This is a genomic window from Micromonospora sp. II (assembly GCF_001709195.1).
In the GTDB taxonomy this organism is placed as follows: domain Bacteria; phylum Actinomycetota; class Actinomycetes; order Mycobacteriales; family Micromonosporaceae; genus Micromonospora; species Micromonospora chalcea.
On sequence record NZ_LYXF01000067.1, the window covers coordinates 406,563 to 431,429 of the forward strand.

At 74.2% G+C, this 24,867-nt stretch carries 22 protein-coding genes; 9 read left to right on the forward strand and 13 right to left on the reverse strand.

Annotated elements, in window-relative coordinates; genetic code table 11:
* Window positions 1-47 precede the first annotated feature (47 nt).
* The 4 genes from A8711_RS27770 to A8711_RS27785 all read right to left on the reverse strand — a co-directional run bounded on the left by A8711_RS27770 (window position 48) and on the right by A8711_RS27785 (window position 5,513).
* Complete coding sequence (locus A8711_RS27770) at window positions 48-764, reverse strand: GAF and ANTAR domain-containing protein (RefSeq protein WP_205796412.1); 717 nt, start codon at window positions 762-764, stop codon at window positions 48-50.
* 192 nt (window positions 765-956) lie between these two features.
* Window positions 957-3,251 (reverse strand): accessory Sec system translocase SecA2, encoded by a 2,295-nt coding sequence (gene secA2, locus A8711_RS27775; RefSeq protein WP_043324478.1) that lies wholly within the window; start codon window positions 3,249-3,251, stop codon window positions 957-959.
* Window positions 3,252-3,409: 158 nt separating this feature from the next.
* The gene (locus A8711_RS27780; protein ID WP_069089820.1) at window positions 3,410-4,498 is read right to left on the reverse strand and encodes a zinc-binding alcohol dehydrogenase; all 1,089 of its coding nucleotides are present in this window, start codon (window positions 4,496-4,498) and stop codon (window positions 3,410-3,412) included.
* On the reverse strand, window positions 4,491-5,513 hold the full coding sequence (locus A8711_RS27785) for a Gfo/Idh/MocA family protein (protein ID WP_069089821.1): 1,023 nt from the start codon (window positions 5,511-5,513) through the stop codon (window positions 4,491-4,493). Before A8711_RS27785 ends, A8711_RS27780 begins: the two co-directional genes overlap by 8 nt.
* Before the next feature lie 200 nt (window positions 5,514-5,713).
* Here A8711_RS27785 and A8711_RS27790 point away from each other — a divergent pair, with 200 nt between their 5' ends.
* From A8711_RS27790 to ctaD, 5 genes are all read left to right on the forward strand, one after another.
* A complete protein-coding gene (locus A8711_RS27790) occupies window positions 5,714-6,745 on the forward strand; it encodes a glucosyl-3-phosphoglycerate synthase (RefSeq protein WP_176722896.1) in 1,032 nt (343 codons plus the stop codon).
* A gap of 19 nt (window positions 6,746-6,764) precedes the next feature.
* Window positions 6,765-7,940 carry a glycosyltransferase gene (locus A8711_RS27795; RefSeq protein WP_069089823.1) on the forward strand — a complete coding sequence of 392 codons (1,176 nt, stop codon included), beginning with the start codon at window positions 6,765-6,767 and terminating at the stop codon, window positions 7,938-7,940.
* A gap of 87 nt (window positions 7,941-8,027) precedes the next feature.
* Window positions 8,028-8,480, forward strand: coding sequence for a DUF4383 domain-containing protein (locus A8711_RS27800; RefSeq protein WP_069089870.1), 453 nt, complete (start codon window positions 8,028-8,030; stop codon window positions 8,478-8,480).
* 134 nt (window positions 8,481-8,614) lie between these two features.
* Complete coding sequence (locus tag A8711_RS27805; RefSeq protein ID WP_043324490.1) at window positions 8,615-9,346, forward strand: ATP-binding protein; 732 nt, start codon at window positions 8,615-8,617, stop codon at window positions 9,344-9,346.
* 87 nt (window positions 9,347-9,433) lie between these two features.
* Window positions 9,434-11,437, forward strand: a complete 2,004-nt coding sequence (gene ctaD, locus A8711_RS27810) for a cytochrome c oxidase subunit I (RefSeq protein WP_043324493.1) — start codon at window positions 9,434-9,436, stop codon at window positions 11,435-11,437.
* Between the two features lie 103 nt (window positions 11,438-11,540).
* Here the strand turns inward: ctaD and A8711_RS27815 are convergent, their stop codons facing one another.
* From A8711_RS27815 to A8711_RS27830, 4 genes are all read right to left on the reverse strand, one after another.
* A complete protein-coding gene (locus tag A8711_RS27815; RefSeq protein ID WP_064446137.1) occupies window positions 11,541-12,674 on the reverse strand; it encodes a SigB/SigF/SigG family RNA polymerase sigma factor in 1,134 nt (377 codons plus the stop codon).
* Window positions 12,675-12,918: 244 nt separating this feature from the next.
* Window positions 12,919-14,328 (reverse strand): hypothetical protein, encoded by a 1,410-nt coding sequence (locus A8711_RS27820; RefSeq protein WP_069089824.1) that lies wholly within the window; start codon window positions 14,326-14,328, stop codon window positions 12,919-12,921.
* A gap of 430 nt (window positions 14,329-14,758) precedes the next feature.
* Window positions 14,759-16,507: a thiamine pyrophosphate-binding protein gene (locus A8711_RS27825; RefSeq protein ID WP_069089825.1), complete on the reverse strand. Its 1,749-nt coding sequence runs from the start codon at window positions 16,505-16,507 to the stop codon at window positions 14,759-14,761.
* Window positions 16,500-17,624, reverse strand: coding sequence for a Vms1/Ankzf1 family peptidyl-tRNA hydrolase (locus tag A8711_RS27830; RefSeq protein WP_069089826.1), 1,125 nt, complete (start codon window positions 17,622-17,624; stop codon window positions 16,500-16,502). The genes A8711_RS27825 and A8711_RS27830 overlap by 8 nt, the downstream gene beginning before the upstream one ends.
* A 142-nt stretch (window positions 17,625-17,766) precedes the next feature.
* Between A8711_RS27830 and A8711_RS27835 the strand changes: the two genes are divergently transcribed.
* Both A8711_RS27835 and A8711_RS27840 read left to right on the forward strand, forming a co-directional pair.
* Window positions 17,767-18,315, forward strand: coding sequence for a hypothetical protein (locus A8711_RS27835; RefSeq protein WP_176722897.1), 549 nt, complete (start codon window positions 17,767-17,769; stop codon window positions 18,313-18,315).
* A gap of 36 nt (window positions 18,316-18,351) precedes the next feature.
* Window positions 18,352-19,242, forward strand: a complete 891-nt coding sequence (locus A8711_RS27840) for an alpha/beta fold hydrolase (RefSeq protein WP_069089871.1) — start codon at window positions 18,352-18,354, stop codon at window positions 19,240-19,242.
* Here the strand turns inward: A8711_RS27840 and A8711_RS27845 are convergent.
* Complete coding sequence (locus A8711_RS27845; RefSeq protein ID WP_069089827.1) at window positions 19,223-19,594, reverse strand: DUF3817 domain-containing protein; 372 nt, start codon at window positions 19,592-19,594, stop codon at window positions 19,223-19,225. The two genes, A8711_RS27840 and A8711_RS27845, sit on opposite strands and share 20 nt — an antisense overlap.
* Window positions 19,595-19,751: 157 nt before the next feature.
* Here A8711_RS27845 and A8711_RS27850 point away from each other — a divergent pair, with 157 nt between their 5' ends.
* Window positions 19,752-21,230 carry a hypothetical protein gene (locus tag A8711_RS27850; protein ID WP_069089828.1) on the forward strand — a complete coding sequence of 493 codons (1,479 nt, stop codon included), beginning with the start codon at window positions 19,752-19,754 and terminating at the stop codon, window positions 21,228-21,230.
* Between the two features lie 12 nt (window positions 21,231-21,242).
* Here A8711_RS27850 and bla read toward each other — a convergent pair whose 3' ends face one another.
* The 3 genes from bla to A8711_RS27865 all read right to left on the reverse strand — a co-directional run bounded on the left by bla (window position 21,243) and on the right by A8711_RS27865 (window position 23,265).
* Window positions 21,243-22,169 carry a class A beta-lactamase gene (gene bla, locus A8711_RS27855; RefSeq protein ID WP_069089829.1) on the reverse strand — a complete coding sequence of 309 codons (927 nt, stop codon included), beginning with the start codon at window positions 22,167-22,169 and terminating at the stop codon, window positions 21,243-21,245.
* A gap of 146 nt (window positions 22,170-22,315) precedes the next feature.
* Entirely contained in the window at window positions 22,316-22,924 is a 609-nt protein-coding gene (locus A8711_RS27860) for a DUF6518 family protein (protein WP_069089830.1), read from the reverse strand.
* A gap of 50 nt (window positions 22,925-22,974) precedes the next feature.
* Window positions 22,975-23,265 (reverse strand): helix-turn-helix domain-containing protein, encoded by a 291-nt coding sequence (locus A8711_RS27865; protein WP_069089831.1) that lies wholly within the window; start codon window positions 23,263-23,265, stop codon window positions 22,975-22,977.
* A 66-nt stretch (window positions 23,266-23,331) separates the two neighbouring features.
* On the opposite strand from A8711_RS27865, the gene map reads away from it, so the two are divergent.
* Window positions 23,332-24,105: a type I methionyl aminopeptidase gene (gene map / locus A8711_RS27870; protein ID WP_064446143.1), complete on the forward strand. Its 774-nt coding sequence runs from the start codon at window positions 23,332-23,334 to the stop codon at window positions 24,103-24,105.
* Window positions 24,106-24,123: 18 nt separating this feature from the next.
* Here the strand turns inward: map and A8711_RS27875 are convergent, their stop codons facing one another.
* Window positions 24,124-24,771 (reverse strand): maleylpyruvate isomerase family mycothiol-dependent enzyme, encoded by a 648-nt coding sequence (locus A8711_RS27875; RefSeq protein ID WP_069089832.1) that lies wholly within the window; start codon window positions 24,769-24,771, stop codon window positions 24,124-24,126.
* Between the last annotated feature and the right edge of the window lie 96 nt (window positions 24,772-24,867).

Here is a 24,867-nt window from a genome sequence, read left to right on the forward strand (position 1 = left end):
CAGTCCAGAGTGCTACCCGAGGCGCCGCGGGGCGAAACGACTGTCGCTCAGTTGTCCCGGGGCCGGGAGACGGTCAGCACGAGCCGCTCGGCGACCTCGCGCAGCGGGATGTCCAGCGAGGACGCCGCGCTGCGCAGCACCCGCAGGGCCTCCGGGGCGGGACAGCCGCGCTGCGTCATGATCACGCCGACGGCCTGCCCGACCACCCCCTCGGCCAGCAGCGTGTCGTCGAGCTGACCGGCGCGGGTGGCCGCCCGCTCGCGGTCGCGCGCGGCGGCCAGCAGCAGCCCGGCGTGCTCGGCCAGGAGCATCGCGGTGAGCTGGTGCCGGGGCGTCAGCGCGTCGGGCGAGTCGGCGTAGAGGTTGATCGCGCCGATGACCTGTTCGTCGATGTCGACCGGCGCGGAGATCACCCCGTGCACCCCCAGGGCGCGGGCCCGCTCGTTCCAGACCGGCCAGCGCGGGTCGCCGGACAGCCCGCCCGCGGTGATCATCTCCCGGCGGCGGATCGCGGTCATCGCGGGCGTGTCCGGGCCGTGCCGCAGGTCGTCCAGCTCGGCCCGCTCCGGATCGGAGGCGGCCACACCGGCGGGCTCACCGGCGCGCAGCGCGGTGAAGCCGCAGCTGTCCACGGCCGGTACGGCGTCGCGGGCGATGCGGACCAGGCGGTCCAGCGCCTCGTCGAACCCGGCCGCGCCGATCAGTCCGGCGGTCAGCTCGCGCAGCAGCGCGGCGGTCTCCAGCACACCAAGGTTGTCGATCATGGGTTGGCGCGTGTCGAGGTTCACCGGGCCGTGGCCTCCACCGTCCACCCGATGTCCCCGCTCGGCGCCGTTGCCTGTCCCATGTCCGTCCCTCCTGTGGCCGGGCCTCGGCCTACTACCCTCCCAGACCGCGGGCGAAACCGCGCAAAAAGGCCCCTCCCGGTCGCGCCGGGAAGGGCCTTTCCGCGCGGGTCAGCGCGACCCGGAGATGAGCCGCCGGCCCACCGAGGCGATCAGCCGGTCCAGCTCCGAGCCGAACGGGTTGTCGTGCACGAGGTACGTCCAGGTGGCGCTCGGCCGCACCAGCTTCGACGAGTCCGGCTCCCAGCCCTCGTCGAACTCGGTCTCCTCGAACGTGGCCACGGTCCGCGTCTCGATCTCGGGCACCAGCGCGTTGAACGCCGGCACCGCGCTGCGGTGGAACTCGTCGAGCGGGTCGAGGCGGCCCAGTGCCCGCAGGTGCACGCCCTCGCGGACCTCGGACAGCTCGGCCAGGTGGTCGGCCCAGAGCCGGTCCAGGTGGTAGAGGGCGATCTTGCGGGCCACGTCGGCGAGCAGGTCCTCGTCCATCTCGCCGGCCTTCTCCGGCACCCGCTCCAGCAGCATCAGCGCGGCGATGTCGCTGGTCAGCAGCCGCTCCCGGCGCTCGGCGAGCGCCTTGCGCTGCTGCTCGATCACCTGGCTGTAGCGCCACGTGTTGCGGTGGATCTCGTGGTTGACGCCCTCGGCGACGCGCTGGGCGTGCTCGACCGCGTAGTCGACCTGCGGGTCGGTGACCAGGCCGTCGGCGTTCATCCGGGGCGAGGCCGGCACGGTGTCGCCGGCGTGCCGGACCACCAGGTCGTCCTCCAGGCTGACGAAGAACACCGACCCGCCCGGGTCGCCCTGCCGCCCGGCCCGGCCGCGGAGCTGGTCGTCGACCCGGCGGCTGTCGTGCCGGCCGCTGCCGATCACGTAGAGACCGCCCAGCTCGGCCACCCGGTCCCGGTCGGCCTGGTCGCTGCCGCCCAGCCGGATGTCGACGCCCCGGCCGGCCATCTGGGTGGAGACCGTCACCGCGCCGTACGCGCCGGCCTCCGCGATGATCCCGGCCTCCTCGTCGTCGTTCTTGGCGTTGAGCACCACGCACGACACGCCGGCGGCGTTCAGCGCGGCGGCCAGCCCCTCGGACTCCTTGACGTCGAGCGTGCCGACCAGCACCGGCCGCCCCGCCTCGTGGCAGCGCGTGATCTCGTCGACCAGCGCCTCCTCCTTCTCGGCGCGGGTGGCGTAGATGCGGTCCGGCTCGTCCTCGCGGACGCAGGGGGTGTTCGGCGGGATCACCGCCACCTCGAGGCCGAAGAACTCGCGGAGCTGGTCGCCGACGAGCACCGCGGTCGCGGTCATGCCGCAGACCGTCGGGTAGAGCGCGATGTACGCCTGCACGGTGATCGTGCCCAGCACCTCGCCCTCGGCGGTGGCGTCCAGCCCCTCCTTCGCCTCGACCGCGGCCTGCAGCCCGTCGGGCCAGCGGCGGCGCTGGGCGACCCGGCCGCGCATCTCGTCGATCAGCTCGACCGAGTCGTCCCGGACGATGTAGTCCACGTCGCGGTGCAGCAGGGCGTGCGCGTGCAGCGCCACGTTCACCGCGGAGAGCTGCCCGACGTGCTCCTCGTCGTACAGGTCAATGCCGCCGAGCTTGGCCTCGACGGTGGCCAGGCCGACCGAGGTGAAGGCGACGCTGCGGCCGTCCTCGGCGACGGTGTAGTGCTTGCCCTTGCGCAGCCCGCGTACGAGCGCGGCGGCGGCGTGCACCGGGTCCTGCTCGCCGCCGACCGCTCCGGCCAGCACCATCGGCACCCGGGCCTCGTCGATCAGGATCGAGTCGGCCTCGTCCACGATCGCGGTCTTCAGCGGCGGCTGCACCCGGTCGGCCAGGTCGGTGACGAGCTGGTCGCGCAGGAAGTCGAAGCCGGCCTCGCTGACCGAGACGTAGGTGACGTCGCAGGCGTACGCGGCGCGCCGCTCGTCGGGCGTGGACGCCTCGTTGACCCAGCCGACGCTGAGCCCGAGCAGGTCGTAGACCGGGGTCATCCACTCGGCGTCGCGGCGGGCCAGGTAGTCGTTGACGGTGAGCACGTGCACCGGGCCGTTGCCCAGCCGCACGTGGCCGTACGCGGCGACGGTCGCGGTGAGCGTCTTGCCCTCACCGGTGGCCATCTCGGCGACCTTGCCGGACAGCAGCGCCATCGCGCCGAGCAGCTGCACGTCGTAGGGGCGCTGGTCGAGCCCACGCCGGGCCGCCTCCCGCCCGATCGCGCAGATCTCCTCGTACCCCGACGCCTGGCCGGCGGCCTCGGTCAGCTCGGCGTCGGAGAGCTTCTCCAGGTCAGCCTCGCGCGCCTCGATCGCCGGCAGCAGCTTCTCCAGCGGAGCCAGGTCGACAGTCGTCCCCGGGCGCTGGAGGAACCGGCGGAACCTGGTCTTCAACCGTTGCGACACACCCATGAGCGGCAACGGTACGCGAACCGGAGCCGATTGTGACCCCCGCCCGCCGCGCGCCGGGTTCCGCCCTTCGCGTCCGCTTCCGTCGATCATGAGGTTGGCGGCCGCCGGCGTCCGATTTGTCGCCGTCAACCTCATGATCGACGCGAGCGGGGGTGGGGTCAGGGGGTCAGGATCGCCTGGAGTTCGGTGCGGCGGCGTTGGGCCAGGTCGGTCAGCAGGGTGGGGGCCTCGTCCAGGGGGACCACGGCCGAGATCAGGTGCTTGCGGATCACGTCGCCGTACTGGCGCAGCAGCTCCACCGTCTCCGCGGACAGCCGTTCCCGGTCCCAGGCGGGGGCCAGGCCGCGCGGCACCCGGCCGATCTGCGCGCAGCGCAGCGACAGCCCGTTGTGGTGGAACTCCTCGCCGAGCCGGACCGCGTCCGCGCCGGCCTGGTAGAACGCCAGGTCGATCACCGTGCCCTGGGGGCGCAGCAGGCGCAGCGCCAGTTGCAACGCCCAGTCCTGGCCGCGGCACTGGAAGACCACGTCCGCGCCCCGGTCCCCGGCCGCGTGGTTCCACCGGGTCTTGAGCACCACCGCCGGGTCGTCCGCGTCCGGGTCGAGCGTGTCCAGGCCGAGCGCCTCGGCGACCTGCCGCCGGGCCGGCGTCGGGTCGACCACGACCACCGAGGCGGCGCCGTGGCGGCGGGCGAACAGCGCGGTCAGCAGCGCCACCACGCCGCTGCCGACCACCGCCACCCGGCGACCGCGTACGCCGTCGCCGAGCGTACGCACGTCGGCGCCGCAAAGGTCGGCGGCGGCGTGCAGCAGCCCGTTGGCGCAGATCGGGCCCATGTGCGCGACGTACACGCCGAGCAGCGGGTCCAGGTCGTCGGGCAGCGGCACGAACCGCTCGGTGAGCGGGTCGGCGACCCAGCCGCTGCGGTGGCCGTACGTCATGGCCCCGACCTCGCCCACCGCGACGGCCGGGGTGCGGCTGGCCACCACGCGCCCGACCTGCATGTAGCCGAGCCGGGTCACCGGGTACGGCGTGCTCGCCCCGCCGGGCCGGAACAGCCCGAGCGCGGCGTCCCAGGTGACGTGCAGGTACGGGTTGGTGCCCTTGACGAAGCTCAGTTCGGTGCCGGCCGACACGCCGCTGTAGAGCGTCTCCACCCGGAACGTGCCCTCGCGCAGCTCCGGCGCGTCCAGTTCGGCCAGCTCGACCCGGCCCGGGCCGCCGACCACCACCACCCGGTCACGCATCGACGCTCACCCCCGCGTCCGCGACCGGCGCGGTGAGCCGGGCCGCCGGGCCGGTCGGCAGCGCCACCGGCCGACCGGTACGCGCCGACTCGGCGACCGCCAGGGCCAGCCGGTGGGTGCGCAGCGCCTCGGCGTACGGCACCCGGACGTCGTCGCCGAGGCCGCACACGGCGTCGACGAAGGCCCGGTCGACGGCGACCCGCGCGCCGTCCGGGTCGGCCGGCAGGTGCCGCTCGCCGTCGCCGTCGCGGATGGTGAGGCCGTCCTCGGCCAGCCACAGCGCCAGCCCGTCGGCGAGGATCTCCAGGCCGGCCCGGTGCTTCCAGCCCAGCACGCACGACGCGGCGAGCGTGCCGACCGCGCCGGAGCCGAAGCGCAGCGTGGCGGCGGTCACCGAGTCGATGTCGGCGCCGTCGACCGGCGGCGGGCTGCCGTCGCCGTACGCGGTCACCTCGACCGCCTCGCCGGCCAGCAGGCGGACCAGGTCCAGCACGTGCGCGGCCTGCTCGACCACCGGGCCGCCGGAGCGGTCCCGCCGCGCCCACCACGCCACCGGCGGCACCTTGTCCAGCCAGGCGCCGTTGACCATCCGCACCGGACGGTCGGCCAGCAGCCGCCGGGCCTCCTCCACCACGTGCAGGTAACGCCAGTGGTGCCCGACGCCGGTGAGCAGCCCGCGCTGCTCCACCAGCGCCGCGACCCGCTCGGCGGTCTCCAGGTCCAGCGCCACCGGCTTCTCCACGAACATCGGCACGCCGGCGGCGACCACCGCCTCCTCGACCGGGCCGTGCGCGAACGGCGGCACGCAGACGTACACCGCGTCCGGGGCGGCCGCGAGCAGCTCGTCCACGTCCCGGAACACCCGGCCGCCGTACGTGCCGGCGAGCGCCCCCGCCGCGTCCGGCGCGACGTCGGTGACGCCGAGCAGTTCCACGTCCTCGAAGCCCGTGAGCACCCGGGCGTGGCGTTGCGCCACCCCGCCGGCTCCGACAAGTCCCACCCGGCAGGCACGCATCCGATCAACCCTCTCGCACGACTGGCAAACTGCGGACACCACTCCCCCCGGCGGCGTCTCGCCAAACTCCGCCGCGGTGCGCAACGCAACGTTCATACGCCCGGAACCTCCCGGTACGCGCCAGGTGATCAGGATGTTGGGCAAGATCCGGTTAGCGCGGATGCGGGATTGGGAAAACCAGATCCGCTATTCCACCGTCAATGGGGGTGCCTGTGCGGGAAGCAGATTCAGCCGTCTCACCAGTGGTTGAGGCGTGGGCCACGTACCGCACCAGCACCGCCGCCGACTGGCCGGCGCAGCGACTGGTCCGGGCAAAGGGAAACAGCCGGGTCAGCGTGGTGCTGCCGGCGCGCGACGAGGAGGCGACAGTCGGCGCGATCGTGTCGACGGTCCGGGAGCACCTGATGGACCGGGTGCCGCTGGTCGACGAGCTGATCGTGGTCGACTCCCGGTCCACCGACCGGACCGCGCAGGTGGCGCGCGCGGCCGGCGCCGAGGTGGTCAGCCAGGACGCCATGACACGCGGGCTGCCCCGGCTGACCGGCAAGGGCGACGCGCTCTGGGCCGGGCTGGCCGCGGCCGAGGGGGACGTGGTCGCGTTCATCGACGCCGACCTGCGCGAGTTCCGGCCGCACTTCGTGACCGGGCTGCTCGGGCCGTTGCTCACCGATCCGAGCGTGGACTTCGTCAAGGGCTTCTACCACCGGCCGCTGGTCGGCGCGACGAGCGTGGAGCCCGACGGCGGCGGACGGGTGACGGAGCTGATGGCCCGGCCGCTGCTCAACCTGTTCTGGCCGGAGCTGGCCGGCTTCGTGCAGCCGCTCGCTGGCGAGTACGCCGGCCGCCGCCAGGTGCTGGAGCGAGTGCCGTTCGTCACCGGGTACGGGGTGGAGACGGCCATGCTCATCGACCTGCTGGAGCTGGTCGGGCTGGACGCGCTGGCCCAGGTCGACCTGGGCGAGCGCAAGCACCGGCACCAGGACACCGCGGCGCTGGGCCGGATGTCCGCGCAGATCATGCTGACCGCCTGGTCGCGGCTGCAACGGCGCGGCTGGGCGGCGCCCGGGGTGATGCCGGGCGCGTTGCTGACCCAGTTCCGCCGGGGCGGCTCGGAGACGCTGCCCAACCTGGACCGCGAGATCGTGGTCAACGACGTGTCGGTGCAGGAGCGCCCGCCGCTGGCGCAGTTGCGGCACCGCATCCCGCGCCGCCGCCGGGTCGCGGCCGCGTGAGCGCGAGGAGGAGCAAGCCGTGACGCTCACCGTGCTGATGAACGCCGGTCCGTGGCTGTCCGTGCCGCCGCCCGGCTACGGCGGGATCGAGAACGTGGTGGCCACGCTGGTGCCGGAGCTGCGCCGGCTGGGCGTACGGGTGGTGCTGGCCTCGGTGGAGAGCAGCACGCTGCCGGTGGACGAGAAGATAGCGGTCTTCCCGGACGGCCAGTTCCACGCGCTGCAACGGCCGTACAACCAGGTCTGCGGCGTGTCCCAGGCGCACCTGTCCGGGGTGGTGCGGGCGCTGCACGCCCGCGATGACATCGACCTCGTGCACGACCATGTGGAGGCGGTCGGGCTGGCCACGCTCGCGGCGATGGGCCCGGACGCCCCGCCCGCGCTGCACACGCTGCACTGGGACCTGGCCAAGCACCCCGAGCTGTACGGCAACCTCGACGGCGGCGACCGGGTACGGGTCAACGGGGTGTCCGCGTCGCAGCTGGCCCGCGCGCCGGAGGCGCTCCGGGCGCACTCGGTGGGGCACGTGCACCTGTCCACCCCGCTCGCGGTGGACGCGGACCGGCACGCGCCCGTGCCCAAGGGCGACCACGTGGTGATCCTCGGCCGGATCAACCCGGGCAAGGGGCAGGACCTGGGCGCGCGGCTCGCCCACGAGGCCGGTTTCCCGCTGGTGCTGGCCGGGCCGGTCGGGCCGTACCACCGGCCGGAGGATCTCGCCGCGGCCGGCGACGAGGCGCGGCAGAACCCGGACGTGCGCTTCTTCCACGACCACGTCGCGCCGTACGTCGACGGCGACCGGGTGCGCTGGGTCGGCACGGTGGCCGGGCGGGACCGCGACGACCTGGTCGCCTCGGCGCGGGCGTCGCTGTTCCCGCTGCGCTGGGAGGAGCCGGGCGGCACCGCTGTGGTCGAGTCGCTGGCGCTGGGCACGCCGGTGGTGGCCACCGCCCGGGGCTGTCTGCCGGAGCTGATCGAGCACGGCCGCACCGGCCTGCTCACCGGCGTCGAGGAGGAGCTGGGCGACCTGGTTCTCGCCGCCGGCGGCCTGGTTCTCGCCGCCGGCGGCCTGGAGCCGGACGAGTGCCGGCGCGAGGCGGCGCGCCGGTTCACCCCGGCCCGGATGGCGCAGCGCTACCTGGAGCTGTACGAGCGGGTCCGCCAGGGCGCGGCGCAGCCGTTGCAGCCCGCCTGACGTACGCCGCCGGCCCGGCGTTTGCCCGCGCCGGGCCCGGGAAACCGTCGCTCCCCGCGTGGCGAGGAGGCCGGCGTGACGAACTCGATGGCGCACTCCCGGGCGCGCCGCAACCCGGCCGACGGCCGGGCGCCGGTGCGCCGGATCGCCTCCGGGTTCGCCGTGCTCCTGCTGCTGCTCGGCGCGCTGGGCTTCGTGCCCGGCATCACCAGCGACTACGCGGATCTGCGCTTCGCCGGCCCGGGGTCGGGCGCCCGGCTGCTGGGGCTGTTCCAGGTCTCGGTCGTGCACAACCTGGTGCACCTGGTCCTCGGGGTGGCCGGGCTGGCGCTGGCCCGTACCGTCGCCGGGGCCCGCGCGTTCCTGGTCGGCGCCGGGGCGGTGTACCTGGCGCTGTGGCTCACCGGCCTGGCGGTCGACCGGCGCGACTCGGCGAACGTGCTGGCGGTCAACCGCGCCGACGCCTGGCTGCACCTGCTGCTGGGCGCCGCCATGCTGGTCCTGGGGCTGCTCGCGTCGCGACGCGGCGACCGCCGCTGACCTGCGCCCCGGCGGCCCGGATGCCCGGTTTCGGGGGCCGGGGGCCCGGGTACGTCCGTAGTCCTCCGGCTGCGGGAGGCGGCGACCGCCGCGGCCGGGCGACCCTCCCCGACGAAACGGAAACGAGGACGGCGATGGTGACCCGGATCAGGTGCGAGGTCCGCGACGAGTCGCCGGTCACTGTCGTACGGCTGGCCGGCGCGCTCGACCTGGGCACGATGCGCGCGGTGCACGAGGTGCTGGACCGGTGCCTCGCCGCGCAGCCGGACGCCCTGGTGGTCGACCTGGAGGAGATCGAGGTCGGCGAGCCGCTGGCGCTGTCCGTCTTCGCCGCCGCCGCGCGGCGCGCAGCCGACTGGCCGGCGGTGCCGATGGTGCTCGCCGCGCCCTGCGCCGAGACGGCGGCCTGGCTGAACGAGACCACCGCCTGCCGGGTGGTGCCGGTGCGCCGGGACTGCGCCGAGGCGGCGGCGCTGGCCGGCGCGGATTCGGCGCCCCGGCTGCGGGCGCGGCTGGAGCCGGTGGCCGGGGCCTGCCGGCGGGCCCGGGAGCTGGTCACCGAGGCGTGCGGCAGGTGGAACGTGCCGGAGCTGGCCGGCCCGGCCTCGCTGGTGCTCAGCGAGCTGGTCGGCAACGTGGTGCGGCACGCCGGCACCCCGATGCAGGTGACGCTGACGCTGCGCCGGCCGTACCTGCGGGTGGCGGTGATGGACGGCAGCCCGGCCGACGCGCGCGCCGCGACCAGCCGCGACCCGCGCGCCGAGGGGGGCCGCGGGCTGATGCTGGTGCGGGAGCTGACCCAGCGCTGGGGCAGCACCCCGGTCGGCGCCGGCAAGGTCGTCTGGGCCATGCTCCCCGCTAATTGACCGAATTCTCCGCTCTCGCCTGGTTACATGGGCAGAGGGCCGGGTACGCCCGCCCGTCCTGTCTGTCGTCACACGGGGTGAGATGCCATGCCCAAGCGGGTAGTCACGGAACCGGCACGAGACCGGGGGCCCGCGATCCTCGCGCCGGCCCGGTTCGGGGGCTTCCCCGGGCCCGTACGGGAAGCGGTGAAGGGCAACGCGCTGTGGCGGTTGCTGCGCACCACCGACGCCAAGCAGATCGGCCTGCTCTATCTGATCACGTCGTTCGCGTACTTCATCGTCGGCGGGATCCTGGCGCTGGTCATCCGGGCGGAGCTGGCCCGGCCGGGGATGCAGATCGTCTCCCCCGAGCAGTACAACCAGATGTTCACCATGCACGGCACGGTCATGCTGCTGCTGTTCGCGACGCCGCTGTTCTTCGGGTTCGCCAACTACCTGGTGCCGCTGCAGATCGGCGCCGCCGACGTGGCGTTCCCCCGGCTGAACGCGTTCGCGTACTGGCTCTACTTCCTGGGCGCGCTGATGGTCGTGGGCGGGTTCGCCACCCCGGCCGGCGCGGCGGACTTCGGCTGGACCGCGTACACGCCGTTGAGCACCGCGCAGCACTCCCCCGGCGTCGGCGGGAACCTGTGGGTGGTCGGCCTGGCCGTGTCCGGCCTGGGCACGATCCTCGGCGCGGTCAACCTGATCACCACGATCGTGACGCTGCGGGCCCCGGGCATGACCATGTTCCGGATGCCGATCTTCACCTGGAACGCGCTGCTCACCAGCGTGCTGGTGATCTTCGTGTTCCCGCTGCTGGCGGCCGCGCTGATGGCGCTGGCCTCGGACCGGCTCCTGCACTCGCACGTGTACGACTCGACGACCGGCGGGCCGATGCTGTGGCAGCACCTGTTCTGGTTCTTCGGCCATCCCGAGGTCTACATCATCGCGCTGCCGTTCTTCGGCATCATCACCGAGATCATTCCGGTGTTCTCCCGCAAGCCGATCTTCGGCTACACCGGCCTGGTGCTGGCCACCATCGCCATCACGGTGCTGTCGATGACGGTCTGGGCGCACCACATGTTCGCCACCGGGCAGGTGCTGCTGCCGTTCTTCAGCATCCTGAGCTTCCTGATCGCGGTGCCGACCGGCGTGAAGTTCTTCAACTGGATCGGCACCATGTGGAAGGGACAGATCACGTTCGAGACGCCGATGCTGTTCGCCGTCGGCTTCCTGGTGACGTTCCTGCTCGGCGGCCTGACCGGGGTGCTGCTGGCCAGCCCGCCGCTGGACTGGCAGGTCACCGACAGCTACTTCGTGGTGGCGCACTTCCACTACGTGATGTTCGGGACCATCGTGTTCGCCGCGTTCGGCGGGCTCTACTTCTGGTTCCCGAAGATGACCGGGCGGCTGCTCGACGAGCGGCTGGGCAAGATGCACTTCTGGACCATGTTCGTCGGCTTCCACGCCACGTTCCTGGTGCAGCACTGGCTCGGCAACGAAGGCATGCCCCGCCGGTACGCCGACTACCTGCCCGGTGACGGCTTCACCACGCTGAACACGATCTCCAGCATCGGCTCGTTCGTCCTCGGCGCGTCCACCCTGTTCGTGATCTGGAACATCTGGAAGTCGTGGCGGTACGGCGCGATGGTCACCGTGGACGACCCGTGGGGTTTCGGCAACTCGCTGGAGTGGGCCACCACGTGCCCGCCACCGCTGCGCAACTTCGACCGGATGCCGCGCATCCGCTCCGAGCGGCCGGCGTTCGACCTCAAGTACGGCCCGCTCGTCTCCGACCTGGGCCGCGACCTGCCGCAGCGCACCACCAAGCCGCCGCAGAGCTTCCGCGAGGAGCTGCGCCACGAGCGGCACCTGCCGGAGTCCCCGTCGGCCGGCGGCGCGTACGGGGCGCCCGAGGCGGTGGACTACCAGCCCGCTCCGCAGTCCGGCGCCCGGCCGGTGGAGGTGCCGGTGCCGGAGGAGGTACGCCGGCCCAGCTTCGAGGAGACCGACGAGCCGGAGGACAGCGCCCTCAACGCCGAGCGCGACGACCAGCCCAACGACAGGTGGCGGCACCCGCGCGGGCACGGGGACACCCCGGAGAACTGAGACACCCGACGGGGGCCGGCGCCGTGCGGGTGCCGGCCCCCGTCGCGTACGCCGCGCGCCGGCTCCCGTGGTGGGAGCCGGCGCGGTACGTGCGTGCGGCGGGTCAGTCGGCGGCCGGCAGTCCGGCAGCGGTCAGCGAGCGGCGCACCGCCGGCTGCACCCGGGTCAGCCGCAGCGGCACCCCGGTACGCGCGGCGGCGTCCCGACCGGCCATCAGCGCGGCGATCCCGCCGGCGTCGAAGCCACCCGCGCCGACCAGGTCCACCACCACCTCGCGGGGCTGCCCGGTGACCGCCTTGAGCACGGCCCGGCGCAGCTGGTCCGCGCCGGCCCGGTCGACCTCGCCGCCGACCTCGACCACCACCCGGTCGCCGTTCTGCTTCACCGAGATGCGGGCCTTCGCCGGCTCGGCCTCGGCGGCGCCGTTCTGCCAGGGCGGCGGCGCCTCGGCCAGCATCGCCTGACGCAGCCAGGTCAGCGCCCGCGACAGCAGCCGGGACACGTGCATCTGCGAGATGCCGAACCGGGCGGCGATCTCCGCCTGGGTCTGGTTGCCGTAGAAGCGCATCGCCAGGATGCGGCGCTCCCGCCAGGGCAGCCGGTGCAGCAGGCCGCTGACCGTGACCCGGTCGTCCACCGACTCCAGCGCGTGGTCGGACTCGCCGACCAGGTCACCGAACTCGGCCGAGCTCTCCCCGCCGACCGGCGCGTTCAGCGACGCCGGGCTGTAGCCGGCGGCCGACTCCAGCGCGGCGAGGATCTCCTCCTCCGGCGTCTCCAGCCGGGCGGACAGCTCCGCCACCGTGGGGGCGCGGGACAGCTCGCTGGTGAGCGTCGCCGTGGCCTGCCCGACCTCGAGGATCAGGTCGCGCAACCGGCGCGGCACGTGCACGCCCCAGGTGCGGTCACGGAAGTGCCGTTTGATCTCGCCGACAATGGTGATCGCCGCGTACGCGGTGAACGAGCCCCGTTCCGGGTCGTACCTGTCGACGGCGTTGACCAGCCCGAGACGGGCCACCTGTTCCAGGTCCTCCAGCGGCTCGCCGCGTCCCCGGTAGCGCCGGGCCAGCCGGCCGGCGAACGGCAGCGCGAACCGGACCAGGTCGTCCCGCGCCTCCTGCCGCCGTTCCGGTGGCAGTCCCTCGATCCGGGCCGCGTACGCGAGCGCCGCGGCGTCCAGGTCCTCCAGACCCCGGTCGGTGGTCGGTGGTGTGGGTGTGGTGGTCTGTCCGAACATCCGCGCCCCCCTCGCCGAAGGTCCCCGCCCGGTCGTAACCGGTCGTGCGCGTGGTCGGACCACGCACCGGGTGAGGAAGTTGGGTTACGTGACGGAGTACGTCGAAGGCGGTGGCCGTCCGCCGCACGGCGTCGTGGGCCGTTCCGCGGCGAGCGGTCTTCCCGCTCCGTAGGTACTCAATCACGGACCGCAGGATCGCGAGGAAGTTTCGCCAGGTTGCCCGGCAGCCGGTCCCGGCGGCGGTTCAGCAGACCAGCAGGCCCTGGTGCGCGCCCGCGTCACGCAGCGCGGTGAGGGCCTCGGCCGCCCGCAGCGGCGGCGGCGTGGGCAGGTCGCAGGGCTGGTTGCGCAACACCTCCGTGGCACGTCGGGTGGGTACCGAGGCGACCGGGTAGCCGCGGGCGGCACCCCGGTCCAGGGCCCGCCGCTTGCGCCCGAAACCGGCCACCGCCAGCCACTGGGGCAGGCTCGCGTGCGCGGGCGAGCGCAGGCCGGGCGGCTCGGGCAGCACGTCCACCGAGCTGAACGGCTCGCTGCCGGCCAGCCACCACTCGACGCCGGCGACCCGGCGCGCGGTGGCGTTCTCGCACCAGTAGGGCACCAGGCCGGCCCGCAGCACCTGCCCCGGATCGAGCAGCCGCCCGCACTCCACCACCAGCCGGTCCCCGGTCTTGCCGGCCCGCCGCAGCCAGCGCCGGTACAGGTCGGCGGTCACCGCGCTCAGCGCGTCCGGCTGCGGCACCACGACCCGGTGCAGCGGGTGCCCGTGCCGGTCCCCCGCAGACCGGGCGTCGTGCTCGAAACCGGACTCCACACCGTGCTCGGCGAACGCGCCCGCGACAGTGACCTCCGGCGTGACCCAGCGCGACTCGTCCCCGCCGGCGGCGCGCAGCACCTGACCCAGCGCGCGGGCGTCCGGGTGGAAGTCGACCGGGTCCAGCCCGCCGGCCGGGCAGCCGGTCTGGAAGCTGTGCCCGTCGCCGCCGTCGCGCACCGGCCAGGTGCGGGCGTCGTGCAGCAGCAGCACCGGCGCGGCCGGTTCCAGCCGGTCGGCCAGGAAACGCGCGTACGCCTTCGGCAGCGTGCGCCAGCGCACCGCGAACGTCACCACCGCGCCCGCCGCCGCGCCCCGGCTCGCCGGGCAGTGCACCTGGCGTACGTGCACGCGCGGATTGGCGTCGAGAATCCGGGCGGCCAGCGTGGCGCCGTGCGCGTACGCGGCGTCCGGGCGGTCCACCGTCCCCCGGCTCCACCGGGCGGTGATCTCGAAGCCGGCCGGCAACCACGGCACGCCGAGCGCCACCGCGAGGTGGGCGGCGGCGCCGTGCGGTGAACCGAGCACCACGCCGGGCCAGCGCCGGTCCGGGTACTGTCCGGTGAACCATCCGGCCACCCGCTCGGCGTCCACGGCGGCGATCTGGGCGGCGGTGAGCGCGGCCCGCCCGGCGGCCCGCGACGCGGCGGCCCGGCGTACCGGCTCGGGCGCGCCACCGAGGCGCGACAGCGCGCCCGGGTGGCCGAGGTCGCCGCAGTCGTCGCCGCGCAGCGCCCGGGCGGTCGCGGCGACCAGGGTCCGGGCGGCGCTGCCGGCCGCCACCACCCGCTCGGCGGGCAGTCCCGCGCCGCCGGCCCGTTCGACTCGTTCGCTCACCACGCGGCCCGGCTTCCCGTCCCTCTGGGGTCTAAACGGGGCATCTCCCCACGGGGCAGGACCAAGGCCCGCCCGGTGGCCGCACCGCCCGCGGCACCCAGGTACGCCGTCGCGCCGCGCGCCCGCCGTCACGGGCGGGTATGGGCCGGACCGGGACGGGCACTGCACGGCGCATGCCCGACGACGGGAGCACCCCGGCGGCGACCATCACCCCCGTACCGGGACGGACCGCCGCCGGAACGCAACGACTTCGCGCTGGTCACACCCGAGTATCGAGACGTCTCCGGGCCGCCCGGCGACCGCGAGCGCTGCCCCCTGCCACCTTCCCCGCGATCTTGCACTTCGGTCCCCGGAAAACCGTCCTGAACCGGGCACTCGGGGGGCCGGAACTGCAAGATCGCGAGGGAAGAGAGGGTGGGCCGCCCGGATGCCGCTAGACGATCTCGTCGGCCGCGATGGCCTCGGTCTGGATCACCCGTTCCCGCACCCGGCGGGCGGCGTCCCCGTCGGCGACCAGGCCGCGCAGGTCGGCCAGCGCCGGCTCGGGCACGTCGAGCGGCGTGGACGGATCCACCACCGCCTCCAGCACGGCGGGCCGGTCGGCCGCGAGCACCTCGTCCCAGGCAGCGCCGACCAGGTCCGGCCGGTCCACCCGTACGCCGTGCAGCCCGAGCAGGCGCGCCCACCCGGCGTACGGCACGTCGGAGCGTCGTCCCCCGGGCGTACGCCCGCCGCCCACACCGGACTGGTCCCGGTTGTTCAGCACCAGCACGATCAGCCGGGGATCGCGCCACCGCGTCCAGTGGTGTGCCACCGTGATCAGCTCGGCCAGGCCGTTGAGCTGCATCGCGCCGTCGCCGAGCAGCGCGATCACCGGCTCGTCCGGGCGGGCCAGCTTGGCCGCGACCGCGTACGGCAGCGCGCAGCCCATCGAGCCGAGCGTGCCGCACAGCCGCGCCTGCACCCCCGGTGGCAGCTCCAGGTGCCGGGCGTACCAGTAGACGACCGAGCCGACGTCGACGGCGACGGAGGCGTGCCGGGGCAGCCGGGCGGACAGCTCGTGGAGCACCAGCCGCGGGTTGACCGGCTCGGCGGGCGTGGCGGCCCGCTCGGCGGCGGTCTCCCGCCACCGGTCCACCATCTTCTCCACCATGCCGCGCCACTCGCGGTGGGGCTGGTCGGGCACCCGGGTCAGCAGTGCCCGCAGCGTCTCGGCGGTGTCGCCGACGAGCGGCACGTCCACCGGGTAGCGGGTGCCGACGCGCCGGCCGTCGATGTCGATCTGGATGGTGCGTACCTGGCCGGGCATCGGGAACCAGTCGGTCCACGGATCGTTGGTGCCGATCATCAGCAGCGTGTCGCAGCCGCCCATGAGCTGCGCGGCGGCGGTGGTGCCGACCTCGCCGAGCACGCCGGTGTGGAACGGCAGCCGCTCGTCCAGCACCGGCTTGCCCAGCAGCGACGTGGCCACGCCCGCGCCGAGCCGGTCGGCGAGCGCGACGATGTCCTCGGCCGCGCCGTGCGCGCCCTGGCCGACCAGCATCGCCACCCGCTGCCCGCTGCCCAGCAGCGAGGCGGCGGCGTCCAGGTCGGCGTCGTGCGGCAGCACCCGGGCCAGCGGCTCGCCGGGCGTCGCGGTGACCACTCCGGCGGTCTGCGGCAGCAGGTCCGGTACGGCGGTGACCTGCAACGCGCGCGGCAGCACCACGCAGGTCGGGCTGCGCGTCGCGGCGGCGGTACGGAACGCCTGGTCCAGCAGCGCCGGCACCTGCTCCGGGCGGCGGCCGTAGCGGACGAACTGGTTGCACACGTCGCCGAAGAGCCGGCTCAGCCCGATCTCCTCGTGCGCGCCGCCGAGCGGGCCGGTGACGTCCTCGCCGACGATCGCGACGACCGGCTTGCTGTCCAGCTTGGCGTCGTAGAGCCCGTTGAGCAGGTGCACCGCGCTGGGCCCCTGGGTGGCCAGGCACACCCCGACGCCGCCGGTGAACTTCGCGTGCCCGGTGGCCATGTACGAAGCGGTCTCCTCGTGCCGGGCGGGGACGAACGCCGGGTCCCCGCCCGCGTCGTCGAGCGCGCCCACGAGCGGGGCGATCGCCGCGGCCGGACAGCCGAAGACCCGCGGCACCCGCCAGGCCCGCAGGCGTTCGACCACCAGGTCGGCGACGATGCGCTCAGCCATTACCCCGCCCGGGCGTGCTCGCGTCGACGTAGCGCAGCACCGCGCCGACCCCGTCGGTCAGCTCCGGCGCCTCCTCGGGCGCGAGCACCGTCAGGTCCGCGTCGGTGCCGATCAGCGCGCGCAGCAGCGCGGCGTCGGCGCGTACCCGCTGGGGGTCGGCCACCGACATGTCCGACAGCTGCCCCGGGTCGGTGGCGATCTCGGTCGGCTCGGGGCCCACCCACAGCTCGCCGTCGGCGGACGGGTCGTCCACGATGAGCATGGTGTCGACCTGGTTGCGTTGCAGCGCGGAGACCACGGCGTCGAGGCCGGCCCCGACGTCCTCCTGCACGCCGAAGCGGTCCAGGGCGGCGGTGACGCGCCGGTCGGCGACCTCGGCGACGGTCTGCGCCGTGATGTCGTCCATCAGCGTGTCGTCCGCGCCGACGTCGCGGGCGCCGGCGTCGGTGCGGACCAGCACGTCCTGCCACCGTTCCGGCAGCTGGGCGGCGATCATGCCGGTGGCGCGGATGTCCCCGGCCACCACCACGACGTCCGCGCCGACCCGCTCGGCCAGGTCTGCGGTGGCCGCGGCGGCGTCGCCGGCGTTCTGGTGCCACGCCTCCATGGCGGCGCGCTGGTAGCGGGACTGTGACCAGCCGCCCGGCTGTCCGCGCCGCAGCTGCCGGCTCTGTCCGCCGGTGACGTGGGCGCGGCGCGGAACGCCGCCGGCGCTGACCGCCATCGCGTCCGCGCCGGTACGGTCGGCCAGGACCCGCACCCAGGCCACCTGCTCGCCGCGCTGGGCCACGAGCGGCATGGTGTGCGGCAGCGCCGACCAGCTCGCCAGGTCACGCAGCGGCGGCGCGGACAGGTACTCGGTGAGCACCACGCGGCCCCGGGTGGCGAACACGGCGATCCCGTAGTCACCGGGCATCGGCTGGTGCCGGCGGACGACCTCCTCCACCGCCTCGACGGTGACCGGGTCGGCGCCCTGGCTCAGCAAATCGCCCTTGAGGGCCCGCCAGCGCAGGTCGACCTGCGCTCGCGCGTCCTGGGTGTCGCGGGAGGCGTCCATGTACACCGAGCACCAGGGCCCGGGACGGTTGTAGAGCGGGCGCAGGAAGGACAGCTGCATGCTCGACCCCTTTCCGGCTCGGCCGCACGCATACCCGCGCCCCGGCGGAGTTCACCTGCCGGCCGCCCGGGCGTGACCGGTGTTCATTCACGTCGTTCAACTCCACGGGTCGATACCATCTGTGCACGGATCGGAACTCTCGGTGGTGAACATGGACACGGAGCTGCATACCCGTCGCGTCGTCCACCCGGCGGAGCGCGTCGTCACCGGACGTCTCGTCCGGTTGATGGAGGGCTACGCCCGGGAGGTACGGGTCGGGCAGCCGGCGCTGGTCGCGGTGCTGACCGCCGCGGGGGTGGTGGGGCTGCTGCTGAAGGTGGTGCGCGCGTTGCTCAGCAGCGGTGGCGGCGGGGCCCGGCGCAGCTTCAAGGAGCTGAAGAAGGGGCCGGAGTTCCTGGTCACCCCGGTCCGGGTCCGCGACGCCGCCGGCCGGCTGGTCGAGGTCGAGCTGCACGGCCACCTGCCGCAGAGTGCGCTGCACCCCGGCGACCACGTCCAGCTCACGCTGCGGGCGCAGCGCGACGAGGATCTGCCGCCCCGGATCGAGCGGATCGTCAACCTGACCACCGGGCAGCTGCTCACCCCGCGCACCGCCACGCTCTGGTCGCACCTGGGTCCGGCGCTGCTGCTCCAGGCCGTGCTGGGCGCCGTGCTGCTGTTCGGCGTGGCCGCCTGCTCCGCGCTGACCTAGGTTTCCCCGTCGCCGGTGGCGGGCACCGCTGCGGCCATGTTCGCCGGATTCACGCTCACCGAGATCGACGCCGGCGCGGTGCGCCTGCGCGTACGCCACGGCGGCTCCGGGCCGCCGGTGGTGCTGCTGCACGGGCACCCGCGTACCCATGCGACCTGGCACCGGGTGGCGCCGCGGCTGGCCGCGCGGCACACGGTGATCTGCCCGGACCTGCGCGGCTACGGCGGCTCGTCGAAGCCGCCGAGCGACCCGGAGCACACGGTCTACTCCAAGCGGGCGATGGCCGCGGACGTGGTCGGGCTGCTCGACGCGCTCGGCCACCGCCGGGCCGCCGTCGTCGGACACGACCGCGGCGCGTACGTGGCCATGCGCACCGCCCTGGACCACCCGGACCGGGTGAGCCGCCTCGGTGTGCTGGACGGGGTGCCGATCGGTGAGGCGCTGGCCCGCTGCGACGCCCGGTTCGCCGCCCGCTGGTGGCACTGGTTCTTCCTCGGCCAGCTCGCCAAACCGGCCGAGCGGGTGATAAACGCCGATCCGGACGCCTGGTACGGCGGCTCACCGGAGGAGATGGGCGAGCAGGCGTACGCCGACTACCGGCGAGCCATCCACGATCCGGCCACCGTGCACGCCATGTGTGAGGACTACCGGGCCGGGCTCGGTCCGGACCGGGCGGCGGACGACGCGGACCGCGCCGCCGGACGCCGGATCGGCTGCCCGGTGCTGTTCGCCTGGTCCGAGCGCGACGACATGGTCGACCTGTACGGCGACCCGGCCGCGATCTGGCGGGACTGGGCCGACGACGTGCGGACCGCCTCGATCCCGTCCGGGCACCACATGGCCGAGGAGGCGCCGCGGGAGCTGACCGACGTGCTGGCCGGTTTCCTCGCGGAGGACCTTGCCTCGGTCAGCGACCGGCGGGGGTGAGCGGTCGCTCGACCGGGGCCGGCGCGTCGAGCAGGCCCCGGCGGCGCGCCCAGCGCTCGAACAGCACGGTGGCGAACGGGGGCACCGCGCTGACCAGGGCCAGCCCGGTCTGCACGAGCGTCCAGCGGCGCCGCCGGGCCACCACGAGCGTCAGCAGTCCGTAGACCACGAACAACGCGCCGTGGATCGGGCCGAAGATCTTCACGCCGATCTCGTTTCCGGGCGGCCCGTACTTGACCGCCATGCCGGCCAGCAGCGCCGCCCACGAGCAGCCCTCGGCGAACGCCGCCACCACGAACGCCCGGATCCACCCGTCGCGCATCAGCCACTCCCCTTCGCCGTCGGCGGCCATGCTAGCCGCCCGGGCCGGGCGGCCCGGACAGAACCCGCTGCCCCGCGACGGGGATCACCGGGGCCGCCACGGGGTACAGAAAAGGGTCTGGCGGACCTTTCCTGACCCGCCACTCCGTGCGAGGTTGGGAAGAACCAACGGTGACAGGGTGGTGACCATGGGCGAGGACGTCGGCGTGCGTACCTTCAGCCGGGAGGACCGGGCCCGCTATCGCGAGAAGGTCCGGCGGTGCCTGGACGTGTTCGCCGAGATGCTGCGCGAGTCCCGGTTCGACGTGGAGCGGCCGATGACCGGCCTGGAGATCGAGCTGAACCTGGTCGACGACGACTTCGACCCGGCCATGCGCAACGCCGACGTGCTGGAGGCGATCGCCGACCCGGCGTTCCAGACCGAGTTGGGCCAGTTCAACGTCGAGATCAACGTCGAGCCGCGCCGGCTGGCCGGCACCGGCACCGCCGCGTTCGAGGAACACGTGCGGGCCAGCCTGAACGCCGCCGAGTCAAAGGCCCGCACGGTCGGCGCGCACATGGTGATGGTCGGCATCCTGCCGACGCTGCGCCCGGAGCACCTGACCGCCGAGACGCTGTCGGCCAATCCCCGGTACGCGCTGCTCAACGAGCAGATCTTCGCCGCCCGGGGCGAGGACCTGCCGATCGCGATCAGCGGGGTGGAGCGGCTGGCCACCACCGCCGACACGATCACCCCGGAGGCGGCCTGCACCAGCACCCAGTTCCACCTCCAGGTCAGCCCGGCGCAGTTCGCCGACTACTGGAACGCGGCCCAGGCGATCGCCGGCATCCAGGTGGCGCTCGGCGCGAACTCGCCGCTGTTCTTCGGCCGGGAGCTGTGGCGCGAGACCCGGGTGCCGCTGTTCCAGCAGGCCACCGACACCCGGGCGGAGGAGATCAAGGCCCAGGGCGTACGCCCGCGGGTGTGGTTCGGGGAACGCTGGATCACCTCCGTGTTCGACCTGTTCGAGGAGAACGTGCGCTACTTTCCGGCGCTGCTGCCGGTCTGCGACCCGGAGGACCCGGCCATCACGCTGCACARCGGCGGCGTGCCGAAACTGGCCGAGCTGCGGCTGCACAACGGCACCATCTACCGGTGGAACCGGCCGGTCTACGACGTGCTGAAGGGCCGCCCGCACCTGCGGGTGGAGAACCGGGTGCTGCCGGCCGGGCCGACGGTGCTGGACACCGTCGCCAACGGCGCGTTCTACTTCGGCCTGGTGCGGGCGCTCGCCGAGTCCGACCGTCCGCTGTGGTCGCAGATGTCGTTCAGCGCGGCCGAGGAGAACTTCAACGCCTGCGCCCGGCACGGCATCGACGCCCAGGTGTACTGGCCCGGCCTGGGCTACCTGCCGGTGACCGAGCTGGTGCTGCGCCGGCTGCTGCCGATGGCCCACCACGGGCTGGACCGGTGGGGCCTCGACCCCGCCGAGCGGGACCGGCTGCTCGGCATCGTCGAGCAGCGCTGCCTGACCAGCCGCAACGGCGCGACCTGGCAGGTGGAGACGCTGCACCGGCTGGAGTCGGCCGACCACCTGGACCGTCCGGCGGCGCTGCGCGAGGTGGTCCGCCACTACGTCGACCTGATGCACAGCAACCGGCCCGTGCACGAGTGGCCCATCCCCTGAGCCGGCCTCCCGTCAGCGCAACGCGGTCACCGTCGCCCGCGCGGCCTGGGCGACCAGGGTGTCGTCGGGCTTCGCGTCGCGGCTGCCGCGACTGGACATGACCGCCAGCACGATCGGCGCGGAGTCCGGCGGCCACACCACGGCGATGTCGTTGCGGGTGCCGTACCCGCCGGTGCCGGACTTGTCCGCCACCTGCCACCCGGCCGGCACGCCGGCCCGGACCAGCCCGCTGCCGGTGGTGCTGGCCCGCATCCAGCTCAACAGCAGGTCCCGGTCCGCGGGCGGCAGGGCCTCACCCAGCGTGTACGCCCGCAGCGAGCCGGCCAGCGCGCGGGGCGTGCTGGTGTCGCGCTCGTCGCCGGGCGTGGCCGCGTTCAGGTCCGGCTCGGTACGGGCGGGCCGGGTGACCGAGTCGCCCACCTCCCGGAGCGCCCGTGCGAAGCCGGCCGGGCCGCCGAGCGCGTCGAACAGCAGGTTGCCGGCGGTGTTGTCGCTGTACCGCACCGCCGCCTCGGCGGCGTCCCGCAGCGTCATTCCGGTCTCCACGTGCCGTTCGGTCACCGGTGAGTGCGCCACCAGGTCGGCGCGCCGGTAGCGGACCACCCGGTCCCGGTCGGCGTCGGACGTGGCGGCCAGCATCGCGCCGGCGGCGAGCGCCTTGCACGTCGAGGCGTACGCGAACCGCTCGTCGGCCCGGTGCGCGAGGGTGCGGCCGGTGCCGGTGTCGACGGCGTAGACGCCGATCCGGGCGCCGAAGCGCCGCTCCAGCGCCGCCAGCTCGGCCGGCGCGGGCACCGGCTCGGCGTTCGGCGTCGCCGACGCGGCGGGTGCGGTCGGGGCGCTGGTGGGCGACGCGGCTTCGGGCCGGTCCTTTGTGCAGCCGGCCACCAGGGCCGTCGCCGTGAGCATCGCCGCCGTGAGCACCTGCCGTCGGATCATCCGTTTCCTCCCCCGTCATCCGGACCAAACCGTTCTCGGGTCATTGTCGCCGATCCCGGTCGGGCCGACGGCCCGCCGCCTCGGCCGACGCGGTGGCCCGCATCCTCGGCCGGCGGGGTGGCTCGCAGCCTCGGCGGCGGGGCAGGTCAGCTCCCCGCGACGGCGGCGAACGTGAGCGCGCCCGCCGCGGCCAGCGGCAGCGCCACCGCGGCGGCCAGCAGCCGTACCCGGGCGGACCGGCCGATCAGCACCACGAGCAGCACGGCCAGCCCGAGGTCGATCGCCACGTTCCACCAGGCTCCGGGGTAGGACCCGGACTTCAGCGCGAACCGCAGCGCCTCCTCCACGAACACGGCCACCGGCAGCGCGGTCCCCACGACGCGCCGCCATCCGTCGGTCCGCGCCCAGATGCCGGCGACGCCGAACACCACGCCCGCCACCACGCCGAACGCCATCCAGACGAACGAGGTGAGCGCCCAGATCACGGCGAGGTCGTCGCCCTGGAGCAGCGTCGCCGCCAGGTAGTAGCTGGGCACCGCGACGATCAGCAGGACGCTGGCGGCCAGGGCGGCACGCACCGCGCCCGACCGGATCCACCAGCCCAGCGCGAACGCGGCCACCGCCCAGGTGGCTGTGGAGTTGCCCAGTTCGGCGAACGGGAACGGCACCCACTTGATCCAGACGAAGTCCAGGAAGCCGAGCAGGAAACCGGCGACGGGAACGACAAGCGCGACGGCGCGACGCGAGGGTGGCATGCGCGGAATCTTACATACTCGGTATGCTCGACCCCGTCGAGAGGGCTGCCCTACGAGGCGAGGCGCCGCTCGGACGGCGCGAGACGCGCCACGTCGTCGGAGTGGTTGATCTCCGACCAGACCGCATCCAGGGAGAGGCCGAGGACGTCGGCGATGGCGGCGATGGTGGGAAACGCCGGGGTGGCCACCCGGCCGGACTCGATCTTGCGGAGCGTCTCCGGGGAGACACCCGCGTCGAGCGCGGTGAGCAGCATGGATCGCTCACCCCGGGCGCGGCGCAGGAGCGCGCCGAGGCGCTGCCCGCGCTCGACCTCGGCGGGAGTGAGGGGCAACCGGACCATGCCGAGATTCTAATACCGGGATAACATGACCGGGATACTTATTGGTCGCGTGAGGAAGGCGCCCGCATGATCGAGATCCTGAGCCCCACCGACGTACGGCGGGCGCGGGACACCGGCGCCCTGGTCGCCCACATCCTGCAGACCCTCCGGAGCAGCACCACCGTCGGCACCAACCTGCTCGACATCGACAGGCAGGCCCAGCGCATGATCGTCGAGGCCGGGGCGCAGTCCTGCTACGTCGACTACGAGCCGTCCTTCGGGCGCGGGCCGTTCGGCCACTACATCTGCACGTCGGTGAACGACGCGGTGCTGCACGGCCTGCCGCACGACTATACGCTCGCCGACGGCGACCTGCTGAGCCTCGACCTGGCCGTCAGCCTCGGCGGAGTGGTGGCCGACTCCGCGATCAGCTTCCTCGTCGGTGACGCCCGGCCCGCGGAGAGCGTCGCGCTCATCGACGCGACCGAGCGGGCGTTGCAGGCCGGGATCGCCGCCGCCGGTCCCGGCGCCCGGATCGGCGACCTCTCGCACGCAATCGGATCGGTCCTCACCGCGGCCGGTTACACGGTCAACACCGAGTTCGGCGGGCACGGCGTCGGGTCGACGATGCACCAGGACCCGCACGTGTCGAACACCGGCCGCCCCGGACGCGGGTACAAACTGCGCCCCGGGCTGCTGCTGGCGCTGGAGCCGTGGGTGATGGCGGACACCGCCACGCTCGTCACCGACGCCGACGGGTGGACGCTGCGCAGCGCGACCGGCTGCCGCACCGCGCACAGCGAGCACACCATCGCCATCACCGACGACGGCGCGGAGATCCTGACGCTGCCGAAGCCGTGACCCGGGCACCCGCCGTGGTCACACGGGCGTGCAGCGCTCCCGCAGCGTGGGGACACCGGGCCCGGTGAGGTCGTCGCAGTACGCGGCCCGCCCGGCCATCGCCATCGTCAGCGCCAGCGTGGTGCCGCTGACCAGCGGGCCGTCGCCGGCGGTGAACGGCCCGTCGGTCGCCTCCACCCGCAGGCCGTCGATCGCGCTGCGCCCGGCCACCGTGAAGTCCCGCCCGGCGTAGAACCGGGCGACCGGCGTCACCGCCTCGACCGGGGGCGTCCGGGCCAGGCCGAGCGGCCGCCGGATGTCCTGGGCGTGCACGACCACCTCACCGAGCCACGCCTCGGTCGGGCCGAACGTCGACGTGGTGCTGCCGATGATCCGCCGGAACCGGTCGAGCGTCTCCCCCGGGTCGGCGCCCCGGTGCTCGGCCAGCCGGCGGTCGTTGTGCAGGTCGAAGTCGAACCGGGCGCCGAGCACGCTGGCGACCCAGCGGGCCCGGCCGACGCTTGCCGCCGCCGTCAGGTGCGCGAGTGTCTCCTCAACGGTCCACCGTCCGCACAGCGAGCGCCGCGCCCACTGCGCCGCGTCGATTCCGGCGAGGTCGTCGGCCAAGGCGGCGCGCTCGGCGTGCGCGAGCGCCCACAGCTCACGGCGGGTCAGCGTGTCGGACATGAAACCTCCAGGGGCCGGGTCGTCGGAGTTAGGACCCCGCCCCGTCGACGAACTCACCGCTCCCCACCCCGCCGATCTTGGAGTTGTGGTGGTTCG

Coding starts and splice junctions, on each gene's coding strand:
- A8711_RS27770 (WP_205796412.1), bottom strand. CDS start 764: ATGATCGACAACCTTGGTGTGCTGGAGACCGCCGCGCTGCTGCGCGAG.
- A8711_RS27815 (WP_064446137.1), bottom strand. CDS start 12,674: ATGTTCGGACAGACCACCACACCCACACCACCGACCACCGACCGGGGT.
- secA2 (WP_043324478.1), bottom strand. CDS start 3,251: ATGGGTGTGTCGCAACGGTTGAAGACCAGGTTCCGCCGGTTCCTCCAG.
- A8711_RS27790 (WP_176722896.1), top strand. CDS start 5,714: ATGGGGGTGCCTGTGCGGGAAGCAGATTCAGCCGTCTCACCAGTGGTT.
- A8711_RS27780 (WP_069089820.1), bottom strand. CDS start 4,498: ATGCGTGACCGGGTGGTGGTGGTCGGCGGCCCGGGCCGGGTCGAGCTG.
- map (WP_064446143.1), top strand. CDS start 23,332: ATGATCGAGATCCTGAGCCCCACCGACGTACGGCGGGCGCGGGACACC.
- A8711_RS27830 (WP_069089826.1), bottom strand. CDS start 17,624: ATGCAGCTGTCCTTCCTGCGCCCGCTCTACAACCGTCCCGGGCCCTGG.
- A8711_RS27865 (WP_069089831.1), bottom strand. CDS start 23,265: ATGGTCCGGTTGCCCCTCACTCCCGCCGAGGTCGAGCGCGGGCAGCGC.
- bla (WP_069089829.1), bottom strand. CDS start 22,169: ATGATCCGACGGCAGGTGCTCACGGCGGCGATGCTCACGGCGACGGCC.
- A8711_RS27805 (WP_043324490.1), top strand. CDS start 8,615: ATGGTGACCCGGATCAGGTGCGAGGTCCGCGACGAGTCGCCGGTCACT.
- A8711_RS27785 (WP_069089821.1), bottom strand. CDS start 5,513: ATGCGTGCCTGCCGGGTGGGACTTGTCGGAGCCGGCGGGGTGGCGCAA.
- A8711_RS27825 (WP_069089825.1), bottom strand. CDS start 16,507: ATGGCTGAGCGCATCGTCGCCGACCTGGTGGTCGAACGCCTGCGGGCC.
- A8711_RS27845 (WP_069089827.1), bottom strand. CDS start 19,594: ATGGCCGCCGACGGCGAAGGGGAGTGGCTGATGCGCGACGGGTGGATC.
- A8711_RS27800 (WP_069089870.1), top strand. CDS start 8,028: ATGGCGCACTCCCGGGCGCGCCGCAACCCGGCCGACGGCCGGGCGCCG.
- A8711_RS27875 (WP_069089832.1), bottom strand. CDS start 24,771: ATGTCCGACACGCTGACCCGCCGTGAGCTGTGGGCGCTCGCGCACGCC.
- A8711_RS27840 (WP_069089871.1), top strand. CDS start 18,352: ATGTTCGCCGGATTCACGCTCACCGAGATCGACGCCGGCGCGGTGCGC.
- A8711_RS27860 (WP_069089830.1), bottom strand. CDS start 22,924: ATGCCACCCTCGCGTCGCGCCGTCGCGCTTGTCGTTCCCGTCGCCGGT.
- ctaD (WP_043324493.1), top strand. CDS start 9,434: ATGCCCAAGCGGGTAGTCACGGAACCGGCACGAGACCGGGGGCCCGCG.